The following is an 11,824-nucleotide window of genomic DNA, read 5'->3' as shown; positions in this document are numbered from 1 at the left end:
ATATCCCGTGAACACTGCCTCCCAGACCATACGGTCCAATTCTACCCTCGGCCTCCTCTCCATTGTTGCGCTGACATTCTTCGGCTATCTGGCCATCGGCCTGCCGCTTGCGGTGCTTCCGACCTATGTCGATAGCGGCCTCGGCTTCGGCGTCGTCTGGGCCGGCATTGCCATCAGCACGCAATATGTGGCGACCATCGTCAGTCGCGCGCAGGTGGGTCGGCTGTGCGATCAATACGGGCCGCGCCGTTCTGTCCTGCTCGGCTTCCTCGCCTATGGCCTCTCCGGCATCCTGACACTCGCCTCCGCATTCACGGTCCATGTTCCGGCGGCCAGTCTTGCCCTCCTGCTTGCCGGACGCCTGGCGCTCGGTATCGGCGAAAGCTGGGTCAGCACCGCAGCCATCACCTGGGCGATCGGCCTGATGGGGTCGCGCGAAACCGTGCGCATTATTTCCTGGAACGGCATCGCCACCTATGGCGGCATCGCGCTGGCAGCTCCTTTCGGCGCCTGGCTGCAGGGGCAATATGGCTTCTTCGCCATCGGCATATTTACCGTCGGGCTCGCCATTGCCGGGCTGATGCTGGCGCAAACGCGGCCGCCGGTCGCTGGCGTCAAGGAAAAGGGCATCGGTACTGGCCAGGTGCTGAGCCGCGTGGCGCCGTTCGGCGTGGCGCTGGCGCTTGCTTCCAGTGGCTTCGGCGTGGTCATGACCTTCATCGCGCTGTTCTTCCACAGTCGCGGTTGGGAGGGCGCCCCCTTTGCACTCAGCGCCTTCGGCCTCGCCTTCATGGGCGTCCGGCTTGGTCTTGCTCAAGCCGTTGCCAAGTTTGGCGGTCTGCCGCTTACGCGCATCTCGCTTGTCGTTGAAATCATCGGCCTCGCAGCAATCGCATTCGCACCCTCGCCGACCGTCGCCATCATCGGCGCAGCCCTTGCCGGTGCCGGTTTCGCACCGGTCTTTCCGGCACTAGGCAACGAGGCGATGATCCGCATTCCACCGCAGAACCGCGGCGTGGCGCTCGGCCTCTATTCCATCTTCCTCGATATCTCGCTTGGCACGACAGGGCCAATCGCCGGCCTCTTTGCCGATCATCTCGGCTACGCCGCTCCCTTCTTCGTCGGGGTCGCCGCCGTGTTGCTCAGCCTTGTCCTCAGCCTCGGCTTGCGCAAACACAGCAACCCATGACACCTCTCCAAAGCCATCAGCATCGCCGATGGCAGCAATGGTTGCAGGATGCGGCTGCCGCTTGGTAGGGTCGGCAATCATAACAATGAGGAGGAAGCGCCAACATGGACATTACCGAAATTGTCATCGAGGGCGATACTCCGGGGATCGCCTGGCGGCTGCCGGTGTTGCATTTTTCCGGCAACAAGCCCGATGCGCCAAAGATCTACATCCAGGCCGCGCTCCATGCCGGCGAGCTGCCGGGGACGGCGCTTGCGCATTTCCTCTGCGAGCGGCTGCGGCAGGCGGAAACGGAAGGCACGATCCTGAGTGACATCGTTGTCGTACCGCATGCCAACCCGATCGGCGCGGCGCAATCGCATTTCGGTGAGATGCAGGGTCGTTTTGATCTGGGTTCGCGCACCAACTTCAACCGCGATTTCCCGCTGATCTCGCTGCGCGACCGCGATCTGCTGATCGAAAATCTGGAACGCTATCCCGCCGTCGACCGGCTTAAGCGCAAGCTGATTCACATGGCGCTCGGTGCGGATCTGGTGATCGACCTGCATTGCGACGACGAATCCCTGCAATATGCCTATATCGATGAGGCTTTCTGGCCCGAGGCCGCCGACCTCGCGGCGGCCTTGAATATGGAAGCCGTGCTGCTGTCGGATGGCGAAAGCTCGGCCTTCGAAGAGGCCGTGAGTTTTGCCTGGAAATACGAAGTGCCGGGTGAGAAGAAAGTGCCGTTGCCGGGAAAACTGTCGGTGACGGTCGAGCTGCGTGGGACACGCGATGTCTATCCCGACATGGCAAAGCGGGATGCCGAGGGTTTGTGGCAGTTCCTCGCCGCCCGAGGCGCCGTGCGCGACGAAAGCGTCAATCTCTCGGCCTTCACCGGACCGGCGGTGCCGCTCGACAATATCGAGATGATCCGCGCGCCGCAGACAGGCACGGTGCTCTTTCATCGCAATATCGGCGAACGCGTCGAGGAAGGTGATCTGCTGGCGACGATCATCACTGCGCCCGGAATGCCGGATGGCACCATCGATGTCCTTGCGCCGCAAGCCGGCCTCATCGTCACCCGCGTCTCGGACCGGCTGGTGCGCCGACGCGGCGACCTGATGAAGATCGCCTGCGACCGGCCAAGTGCCGCCACCCGCAAGCCCGGCACGCTGGAAGACTAGCCCTTCCCTAGCGGCCGTCGATCACCTTGCATCGCATCGTGAAGGCGATGGCGGCCGCGTCCCTTAGAAGCGCACCGAAGCAACGAATTTGATCCAGAGCGACGGCCATCGCCGCGCGGCCGGCGCGGGCCGTTATGGGAAAGATTGTGCGTTTTCCTGACACGATCATGCCTCCGATCGAAATGATGCAGGCGATGTTCACAGTGGCGACGGCAATGGCTGAAAGCGTACCCCAATATATATGTATGCAGTCTGCATAAATATTACCTGGATGTCAAGGCCGCTCGTTCGGCCGCTATGCCATGAAGGCGATGGGGCATCGGTCCTGATCGCAAACGCCCTGGTCACAGACGCGACAGACGACATCCTGATCGTCACCGAGATCGACCAGGGACGGCAGCAGTTTTTCCACCAGGCGGCCAAGCTGCTCGGTCTCTTCGGCTCCAAGAACCTTGAAGGCGCGGTGAATGACGGCCCGTCGAGCGGCGAGGCTTTTGTCGAAAAGTGCCTGCCCGTTCTCGGTCAATTGCAGTGATCGGGCGCGCTTGTCGCCTTCGACGCCGCCGGCTCTCAACACGAGACCGGATGCTACGAGCTGGTCGACAAGGCGGACGGTCGCGGAATGGGAGAGCGCGATCAGCCTGCGCAACGTCTCGATCGTCAGGCCCGGCTCGGTGCCGATCTGGATGATGGCGGCAATCGCACTCGGCCCATGGCCGGTTTCGTCGGCAAAGGCCTTTTCCATCTTATCTACGAGAGCCAGGCTCATGGCGCCGAAGAGGTTTTCCAGCCGCAATATTTCCTTATCCGCCGCCATGCCCTGTTCCGCCGCTATAAATATGTATTCTGCATATTTATAGGAAAATCGGCCGTTGTCGCAACCGGCAGCGAACCGCTTCGCCCCCTGCCCGGCTTTTATCCGACTTTACTTGCGTGCTATGCCGCTAACCAACAGCAAGAGACGGATTCGCCATGACGATCACCATTTACGGCATCAAGAACTGCGACACGATGAAGAAGGCGCGCACCTGGCTCGAAAGCCACGGCATCGCCTACGATTTCCACGACTACAAGGCCGTTGGCATCGACAGCGACCATCTGGAACGCTGGACGACGGAAGCCGGCTGGGAGATCGTGCTCAACCGCGCCGGCACGACCTTCAAGGCCCTGCCGGAAGCAGACCGCACAGACCTATCGAAAGACAAGGCCATTGCGCTGATGCTGGCGCAACCTTCGATGATCAAGCGCCCGGTGCTGGAAGCGGACGGCAAGTTGCTCGTTGGGTTCAAGCCCGATATTTACGCGGCTGCATTCGGCAAGGTCGCCTAGAGACACGCCCATGTCAAAAACAACCCGTGCCACGCAAGTTCTGACCCAGGCGAAAGTCGCCTTCACCGTCCATGCCTATGACTACGATCCAAATGCGGAGCGTGTCGGCATGCAGGCGGCGGAAGCGCTTGGAGAAGAGCCGCATCGGGTGCTCAAGACCTTGATGGCGGAGGTCGACGGCAAGCCGGTCTGTGTCATCGTTCCCTCCGACCACGAAGTCAGTATGAAGAAGCTGGCCGCGGCCTTCGGCGGTAAATCGGCAAGCATGATGAAGCCTGCCGATGCCGAGCGCCTGACGGGTTACCATGTCGGAGGCATCAGCCCCTTTGGCCAGAAAAAGCTTGTTCCCACAGCCATCGAAGCGCAGGCGATGACCGAAGCCTATGTCTATATCAACGGCGGCCAGCGCGGTCTGCAGGTGCGGCTCAGCCCGCAAGACGCATTGACCGCCTTGAAAGCAAAGGCGGCTTCGCTGATTGCCTGATCGGCCACGCAAACTGACAAACCGCCTTCAATTTCGCCGCAAAGCGGTCTAAGTCTTCAGACCATCGTCCGATATCAAGCACGCAGGTCCCACCATGACATCAGCCTCCCAGAACCATCATCCCGTCGATCACGCCAAGCTGGAGAAGCTTGCGGAGGTAGCCGTCAAGGTCGGGTTGCAGCTGCAGTCTGGTCAGGACCTGCTGATCACCGCGCCGGTCGCGGCGATGCCGCTGGTGCGCTTGATCACGCGCGAGGCCTACAAGGCCGGCGCCGGTCTCGTATCGACCTTTTATGCCGATGAAGAGACGACGCTTGCCCGCTACGAATATGGTCATGATGCAAGCTTCGACCGTGCCGCCAACTGGCTTTACGAGGGCATGGCCAAGGCTTTCTCCAACAACACCGCGCGGCTTGCGATCGCCGGCGACAACCCGATGCTGCTCTCCAATCAGGACCCGGCCAAGGTAGCCCGTGCCAATCGCGCCAATTCAGCCGCCTATAAGCCGGCGCTGGAAAAGATCTCGAATTTCGACATCAACTGGAACATCGTCTCCTATCCGAACCCCTCCTGGGCGAAGCTGGTATTCCCGAACGATCCGGAAGCGATCGCCGTCGCCAAGCTCGCCAAGGCGATCTTCTCCGCCTCGCGCGTCGATGTTGAAGATCCGATCGCAGCATGGGCCGAGCACAATGCCAATCTGCGCAAGCGCTCGACATGGATGAATGGCCAGCGCTTCGCCACCCTTCATTTCCAGGGTCCGGGCACCGACCTGAAGGTTGGTCTTGCCGATGGCCATGAATGGCATGGCGGTGCCTCGACGGCCAAGAATGGCATCACCTGCAATCCGAACATTCCGACGGAAGAAGTGTTCACCACGCCGCATGCGCTGCGCGTCGAAGGCCATGTGTCGTCGACCAAGCCGCTCTCGCATCAGGGCACGCTGATCGACAATATCCAGGTGCGCTTCGAAGGCGGCCGGATCGTCGAGGCCAAGGCGACGCGTGGCGAGGAAGTGCTGAACAAGGTGCTCGACACCGACGAAGGCGCGCGCCGGCTTGGCGAAGTGGCGCTGGTGCCGCATTCCTCGCCGATCTCGGCAAGCGGCATCCTGTTCTACAACACGCTGTTCGACGAAAACGCCTCCTGCCACATCGCGCTCGGCCAGTGCTATTCGAAGTGCTTCCTCGACGGAGCGTCGCTTTCCCAGGAACAGATCAAGGCGCAGGGCGGCAACTCCAGCCTGATCCATATCGACTGGATGATCGGCTCCGACAAGGTCGATGTCGACGGCATCAAGCCGGATGGTTCGCGCGTGCCTGTTTTGCGCAAGGGCGAGTGGGCCTGAGGAGACCCGGATATTCGAATGCGATCGTGCCGCGGTATCCCCTACCGCGGCATCTTTTTTGACGGAAACCGCGACATCAGATCGTCGCCAGCGCTTTCCTGATGCGGGCGAGATGCGCCTTGCGGGCGGTATCGGTGACGCGGTCCATGTCGTGGAGCGCCAGCATGCGGAAATTGAGCCGCTTGGCGCAGAAGGCGGCAATGCCGCGCCTCAGCAAGCGCCGCACCGGATTGCCCATGTAAAGATGCACGACCCACCAGGGCGAGCCGGTCGTCGTCAGCGCCCAGAACAGGCGGATGTTGGTCAGCTTCGGCACGATGCGGCCGCCGGCGGGATCGTGGGTGAAGGCGACGCCCGGCGCAAAGGCGCGGTCGAAGAAGCCTTTGAGAATGGCCGGGAAATTGAACCACCATTGCGGGAAGACCAGTATCAGCCCCTCGGCGGCCCGCAGCCGCGTGACGATACCGTCGACATCAGACGTATCATAGGGCTGGTCGAAATAGCCGCGCCGCTCGGCTTCAGAGAGGCGCGGATCGAAGCCCTCGCGATAGAGATCGAGCAGATCGACCTGATGTCCTCCGGCAGCGAGTGTCTCCTCGGCAAGCTTTGCCACTGACGCGGCAAAGCTATCTTCCAGCGGATGAGCAAGAACCAGCAGAATACGCATCAGAACAGGCTTCCCTGTTTTGGCGGAGCAGCTCCTTCAGCCGGCTTTGCGCTGCGCTTTTTCGGCGACGGTGCACCACCGGCCGGCGATGGTGTTGCGGCGTCTTCGCCAGTGACGGCGCCGATGCGGCCGTCGGCAAATTCGATCGAGATCGCGGCACCCGCGTTAAGCGCGGCAGCAAGGGAAACCGGCCGGTCATCCTCATCTCGCACCACGGCATAGCCGCGCTTCAGGACATTCTTGTAGGAGAGCGACTGCAGGATACGCTCCTGCGCGACGAGTTCGCTGCGGGCGCGAGCCAGCTGATGGCGGATTGCCGTATCGGCCTGGCGGGTGAGATTGCCCAGACGATCACGGGCGCGGCCGGTCTGCGCCTCCAGGCGGGATGGCAGCGTGGCAAAGACGGCGTCCGCACGGCCGATGCGGGCACGGGAACGATCGATCATGCGCTCGATGGTGCGTTCGGCCCGCGTCATGCGCTCATTGAGCTGCTGGCGCCGCTCGGCGATGCGGTTCGACAGGATGCCCGGCCGCAACTGCGAGGCCATGCGCTCGAAGGAACGGCGCTTGTTCAAAGTATTCAGTTCCAGACCACGGCCGAGGCCTGCGGCGGCCTCATCGAAGCGGCGGCGCGGCAAGGCGAGGATCTGATCGAGGGAAGGCAGAGCCCGCAGCAGAGCCCGCACCGATTGGCGGCGCTGGTCCATCTGCCTGCTGACGCCGCCCTGAAGACGGGCGGAAAGACTTGCGAGCTGCGCTTCCAGTTCGGCCTTCACAGGCACGGCCATTTCGGCCGCGCCCGTCGGCGTCGGCGCGCGCACGTCGGCGGCATAATCGATCAGTGTCCAGTCGGTCTCGTGGCCGACGGCGGAGATCAGCGGGATCTTGCTTGCGGCAGCGGCGCGGACAACAGCCTCGTCGTTGAAACTCCAGAGATCCTCCAGACTGCCGCCGCCGCGCGCAACGATCAGCACATCGGGGCGCGGGATCGGGCCATCCACGGCGAATTCATTGAAGCCGCGAATGGCGTTTGCCACCTCGTCGCCGGAGCCCTCGCCCTGCACCTTCACCGGCCAGACCAGCACATGCACGGGGAAGCGATCGGAGATACGGTGCAGGATATCGCGGATGACGGCGCCGGTCGGCGACGTCACCACGCCGATCACCTTTGGCATGAAGGGAAGCCGGCGCTTGCGCTCGGGGTCGAAAAGACCTTCGGCACCAAGCTTGCGCTTGCGCTCCTCCAAGAGCGCCATCAGCGCGCCAGCGCCGGCCGGCTCCAGCGTCTCGATGACGATCTGGTATTTCGAGGAGCCGGGGAAGGTCGTCACCTTGCCCGTGGCGATGACCTCCATTCCCTCCTCGGGGCGGAACTTCAGCTTGGAAAATGTGCCTTTCCAGATGACCGCATCGATGCGGGACCTGTCGTCCTTCAGCGAGAAATAGGCATGACCCGAGGAATGCGGTCCGCGATAGCCGGAGATTTCGCCGCGCACACGCACCTGGTCGAACGCGGTCTCGACCGTGCGCTTGATCGACCCGGACAGTTCCGAGACGGAATATTCCGTCAGGTTCGACGGCGAATCATTCTCAAAAAAGCTGCTCATGACTTTTTCTAACCGATGTTGCCGGAAATGCGGAGCCTAGCGCACAGCTCGCTCGATCGGAATCGATGGAAGAAAAGGATTATGCGCAGATTTAAAGTGCTGCTGCGTCCTTTGCGCGTCCCGCAGGAAACGCGGAACAGTAGCGCTTCATCAAACGTTAACCCTGTCGACAAAGCCTTTCTTAGCCATCCACGCGTAAACCTGTGCAAACTGGTTCTTGGTAAAGAGGATATGGATCGATGATATTCGTGACCGCCACGATCATCGGAATTGCCGCCGGCCTGCAGCGCTCGACGATATCAGCAATGCTCGGCGTGGCGCTGTTGAGCATCGCCTTCATGGCAGCCGTCGTCCTGTCCCTCGTCCCGCCTCCGCTGACGACCTTGTTTATCACCTTGGGCGGCTACAATCTCGGTTTCATCGGCTATCTCGTTGCCGCCGACAGCATGGAACACGGCCGCCGCGCCTAGATCGCACAGACGCTCCAGATTGCTATCTCAACACAATTCCGGACGGAAACCACCTCGCACTTTCCCGAGACTGGCGGGGAATCACTTCTGCGGTTTGAAATAGAAGAACTCCACATCCGATTTTGCCGATGCGGGGATGGGTTCCAGATAGGTCGGCACGCGGCCGGCGCTGAGCTGGGCGTAGAGGCCCTGAGGGTTCCGCTCTGACAACAGCCCCACCTGAGGATCGCCCTTGCAGAAGGCGACAAGTGTTACATGCGCCTCACGCAGAAGCACTTCAGCCTCCACCGGCTTTGCAAGGCCGATATGCAGCTCGGCCAGCATCCCATCCGGATCGCGATGATAGGGGCCGGAGAGGGTGCGATGCGGCGTGAAGCGCAGGAGCGGCGCTCCCATATTCGATGCGGCGGCTATGACCCCGGGTTGAAGACCAGCGATCGGCGCCAGCGCTTCTCGTGACGCGCAATCTGCCGTCTCTTCTGCCTTGGCCGGAGCGGCGACGCTGAAGCTGTTGACGACGCCCTTGTGAGCAAGCGCGCCGCCGACAGCCCACACAGCCGGCACCGACATCAATGCCGTGACCACATAGAAGAAGGCTGCTCCCACATCTTCGCTATCGGCCGCCGATATCCGGCGCAGCTCCGCCAGCAGCAATGCCAACGGCGGAATGGCCAGCAGATTGGAAAACTCCGCGCCACGGACCTGCACCAGCGTGATCGCCCAGTTGACGGCAATCAAGGCCATCAGCACCGCATGCAAGCGAACCCTGTCGCCACGCAGCATACGGAACGAGCAGACAATCATCGCAAGAAAACCTGTCGCGTAGAACGCGGCGAAAGTATCGGGCTGCGTGCGGAAGACCGAAAAGATCGACTGCGCCTCCGTCACCTTGCTGAGCCAAAGATCCACCAGCATCGGATCGAGATCGGCAAGCGGGTTACGCAGGCATTGCGGCGCGATTGCCACTACCGTGGCGAAGACCGCCGCGCCGATGGCCGCCAGCGCCACCATACGCCCAATTCGGGACAGACGGCTGGCGAAAAAGGCGGCCAGGAGAAGGCCCACGCAGCCGACGCTGACAATGCTATAGAAGCCAAGCGAGAGGTTGTCGCAGGTGACCATCGAATAGAGGCGTGGCGGCACCAGCGAGAAGAAGGCGCCCCCAACGGCAAGCGTCATCGTCAGCGCGAAGGCTTTTGCGGCCGGCGCAAATGCTTCGCCATCCCAAGCCCATAAACAGGCCACCGCCATGCAGGCGACAGCCACGAAGGGCGTCGTCTCCGCACCGATGCCGAGCTGGATGGCGAGGGCGACGGCAGCAATGGCGAAGCTGCGGGGCCTGTAGTTTTCATCGGCCAGCATGGCGACGGTAAGGGCGACAAGGCCGAGCTGGACGTTGTCGTGATCGATGGATCCCGGCACGAAACGCGGCGAGAACAGGATGAAAAACGTCGTCAGGATGAGCGAAAAATGCATGCCTTCGACGCCTGCGATGCGGCGGCCCATTAGGCTCATGAAGAACATCAGCGGCAGGATAAGCATCAATGGCCAGACAGTCAGCGCTGCGGCCTCGGCGCCTTCCGGCGAGAAGAACATCCGAAAGAAGACAATGAGGCCCGCGATCGGCAGATCGATGAAGCGCGACCAATGCATCAGCGTCCCGCCGTCAAGGCCGAGGCGGTACTGCATCATGTCGAACCAGCCCTGGCCGGCAAGGAAGTCTCGGACTTCGACCAGACGCATGGCGTCATCATTATCGGGGCCGACATAGTCAGTAAGGTGACGATGAATGACGAGCTGCGCGACGATGATGAGAATGCCGTAGATCAGCGGCACAAGGATGGGATGCGACCAACGTGACGACGCTTTCCTTGCCGCCGGAACTGCTTCAGACGACATCGCCAGCGTCTCCACCATGTAGATAAATCCTGTATTCGAAGGATGTTTGGAGAGCACGCTAACGCCTGCCCATCAAAAAAAAGTAAAGCTGATGCCGATAGCGATATTCTTCACGATAATGTTTTTCGCAGGGGCGACATCACGCCATTTTTTCTTCGCAAGCATAGCGTCTTATTAACAGCCAACGGGATAAGCTCTCGTCCGGATCGTCCATCAGGCCTCGACTTGATATCACGCGTAGGAACCGGCCAAGACCATGTGGAATGAGAAGCTGAACATCGCTGTTCTTCTGCCCTGCTATAATGAAGCGGCCACGATCGGCGATGTCGTTCGCGGCTTTCGTCAGGCGCTCCCGCATGCCAGCATCTATGTGTACGACAATAATTCCACCGACGGCACGGCGCTGCATGCCATGCTTGCCGGCGCGACCGTGGTGCGTGAACGCCGCCAGGGCAAGGGGCATGTCGTGCGACGCATGTTCGCCGACATCGATGCCGACATCTACCTCATGGCCGATGGCGATGGCACCTATGCGCCAGATGATGCAGAAGAGCTGATCCGCACGCTGCTGACCGAAGGCTCCGACATGGTGGTCGGCACGCGCCGCAATGTTCACAACGATGCCGGACGCCAGGGCCACGCCTTCGGCAACCGCATCTTCAACTGGCTCTATCGCACCATCTTCGGTGCTGATTTCACCGACATCTTCTCCGGCTACCGTGCCTTCTCGCGCCGCTTCGTCAAGAGCTTCCCGGCGGTGTCCGGTGGGTTTGAGATCGAGACGGAAATGTCCGTCCATGCCTCCCGGCTGAAGCTGCCCGTCAGCGAGCTGGAGCTCGATTACGGCCGACGGCCGGAAGGCTCGCATTCGAAGCTCTCCACCTTCCGCGACGGCTGGAAGATCCTCTGGATGTTTGCGATGCTGATGAAGGAAACCAGACCCTTCGCCTTCTTCGGCATTCTGGGCGCCATCTCCATGGAGCTCAGCATCGGCTTCTCAATCCCGGTTCTCATCGAATATTTCGAAACCGGTCTCGTATTGCGCATGCCGACCTGGGTGCTCTCCATGGCACTGATGATGATTTCCTTCATGCTGTTCACGGCCGGCTTGATCCTGGATTCCGTCGCCCGCGCCCGTGCGGAGCAGCTGCGCATTCACTATATGAGTCTGACAAAGCCGGCATCCGGCGAAATCGGCGACAGGCGGACAATCTCCATGGTGGAAATCGAAAAGCCGGCAAGCAGCCGCAAGAAAAGGCCCAAGGCTGCATGAAGAAGCTCTTTCGCTTCCTGCTCGCTGGTAGTGTCGGCTTCGTGGTCGATGCCGGCGTGTTGCATCTGCTGCTTTGGTATACACCCGTTGGTCCGTTTATCGGACGGGCACTCTCGATACCCAGCGCATTGCTCGCCACATGGATCCTCAACCGCAAATTCACCTTCGGTCGCTCCGACCGTTCGCTGGCGGCCGAAGGTTTCCGCTATGGTTCGGTCGGTCTGACGTCTGCGGTGCTGAACTATGCCCTGTTCAGCTCGCTACTGATGACCGAGCCATCGTTGCGGCCGATCATTGCTTTGACGCTCGGCTCGGCGGCGGCGACGGCGTTCAGCTTTTTCGGCTATTCACGCTTCGTCTTCCGCCACCGGCAAAATCCCTGAGATCTTCGC

Annotated in this window: 12 protein-coding genes; 8 read left to right on the top strand and 4 right to left on the bottom strand. The window is 61.3% G+C overall.

The window, feature by feature from the left end:
- Nucleotides 1-7: 7 nt before the first annotated feature.
- Both ACQZ6F_RS22465 and ACQZ6F_RS22460 read left to right on the top strand, forming a co-directional pair.
- Nucleotides 8-1,189 carry an MFS transporter gene (locus ACQZ6F_RS22465; protein ID WP_077468731.1) on the top strand — a complete coding sequence of 394 codons (1,182 nt, stop codon included), beginning with the start codon at nt 8-10 and terminating at the stop codon, nt 1,187-1,189.
- A gap of 104 nt (nt 1,190-1,293) precedes the next feature.
- The gene (locus ACQZ6F_RS22460; RefSeq protein ID WP_449094163.1) at nt 1,294-2,355 is read left to right on the top strand and encodes a M14 family zinc carboxypeptidase; all 1,062 of its coding nucleotides are present in this window, start codon (nt 1,294-1,296) and stop codon (nt 2,353-2,355) included.
- 295 nt (nt 2,356-2,650) lie between these two features.
- Here the strand turns inward: ACQZ6F_RS22460 and ACQZ6F_RS22455 are convergent, their stop codons facing one another.
- The gene (locus tag ACQZ6F_RS22455) at nt 2,651-3,172 is read right to left on the bottom strand and encodes a MarR family winged helix-turn-helix transcriptional regulator (RefSeq protein ID WP_077468448.1); all 522 of its coding nucleotides are present in this window, start codon (nt 3,170-3,172) and stop codon (nt 2,651-2,653) included.
- Nucleotides 3,173-3,327: 155 nt separating this feature from the next.
- On the opposite strand from ACQZ6F_RS22455, the gene ACQZ6F_RS22450 reads away from it, so the two are divergent.
- The 3 genes from ACQZ6F_RS22450 to ACQZ6F_RS22440 all read left to right on the top strand — a co-directional run bounded on the left by ACQZ6F_RS22450 (nt 3,328) and on the right by ACQZ6F_RS22440 (nt 5,516).
- A complete protein-coding gene (locus ACQZ6F_RS22450; RefSeq protein WP_077468447.1) occupies nt 3,328-3,684 on the top strand; it encodes an ArsC family reductase in 357 nt (118 codons plus the stop codon).
- 10 nt (nt 3,685-3,694) lie between these two features.
- A complete protein-coding gene (gene ybaK / locus ACQZ6F_RS22445; RefSeq protein ID WP_077468446.1) occupies nt 3,695-4,168 on the top strand; it encodes a Cys-tRNA(Pro) deacylase in 474 nt (157 codons plus the stop codon).
- A gap of 94 nt (nt 4,169-4,262) precedes the next feature.
- Nucleotides 4,263-5,516, top strand: coding sequence for an aminopeptidase (locus tag ACQZ6F_RS22440; RefSeq protein WP_077468445.1), 1,254 nt, complete (start codon nt 4,263-4,265; stop codon nt 5,514-5,516).
- 76 nt (nt 5,517-5,592) lie between these two features.
- Here ACQZ6F_RS22440 and ACQZ6F_RS22435 read toward each other — a convergent pair whose 3' ends face one another.
- Together ACQZ6F_RS22435 and xseA are read right to left on the bottom strand one after the other, a co-directional pair.
- The gene (locus ACQZ6F_RS22435; protein WP_449094162.1) at nt 5,593-6,183 is read right to left on the bottom strand and encodes an NAD(P)H-dependent oxidoreductase; all 591 of its coding nucleotides are present in this window, start codon (nt 6,181-6,183) and stop codon (nt 5,593-5,595) included.
- Complete coding sequence (xseA, locus tag ACQZ6F_RS22430) at nt 6,183-7,790, bottom strand: exodeoxyribonuclease VII large subunit (RefSeq protein WP_449094161.1); 1,608 nt, start codon at nt 7,788-7,790, stop codon at nt 6,183-6,185. Before xseA ends, ACQZ6F_RS22435 begins: the two co-directional genes overlap by 1 nt.
- A gap of 239 nt (nt 7,791-8,029) precedes the next feature.
- Between xseA and ACQZ6F_RS22425 the strand changes: the two genes are divergently transcribed.
- A complete protein-coding gene (locus ACQZ6F_RS22425; RefSeq protein WP_449094160.1) occupies nt 8,030-8,260 on the top strand; it encodes a homogentisate export protein in 231 nt (76 codons plus the stop codon).
- Nucleotides 8,261-8,341: 81 nt separating this feature from the next.
- On the opposite strand, the gene ACQZ6F_RS22420 is transcribed toward ACQZ6F_RS22425, so the two are convergent.
- Nucleotides 8,342-10,159: a hypothetical protein gene (locus ACQZ6F_RS22420; RefSeq protein WP_449094159.1), complete on the bottom strand. Its 1,818-nt coding sequence runs from the start codon at nt 10,157-10,159 to the stop codon at nt 8,342-8,344.
- A 256-nt stretch (nt 10,160-10,415) separates the two neighbouring features.
- Between ACQZ6F_RS22420 and ACQZ6F_RS22415 the strand changes: the two genes are divergently transcribed.
- Both ACQZ6F_RS22415 and ACQZ6F_RS22410 read left to right on the top strand, forming a co-directional pair.
- Complete coding sequence (locus ACQZ6F_RS22415) at nt 10,416-11,432, top strand: glycosyltransferase (RefSeq protein ID WP_449094158.1); 1,017 nt, start codon at nt 10,416-10,418, stop codon at nt 11,430-11,432.
- Nucleotides 11,429-11,815: a GtrA family protein gene (locus ACQZ6F_RS22410; RefSeq protein WP_077468439.1), complete on the top strand. Its 387-nt coding sequence runs from the start codon at nt 11,429-11,431 to the stop codon at nt 11,813-11,815. The genes ACQZ6F_RS22415 and ACQZ6F_RS22410 overlap by 4 nt, the downstream gene beginning before the upstream one ends.
- Nucleotides 11,816-11,824 lie beyond the last annotated feature (9 nt).

This window comes from Rhizobium sp. A22-96 (genome assembly GCF_053521805.1).
This window is presented reverse-complemented; position numbering and strand designations above follow the sequence as displayed.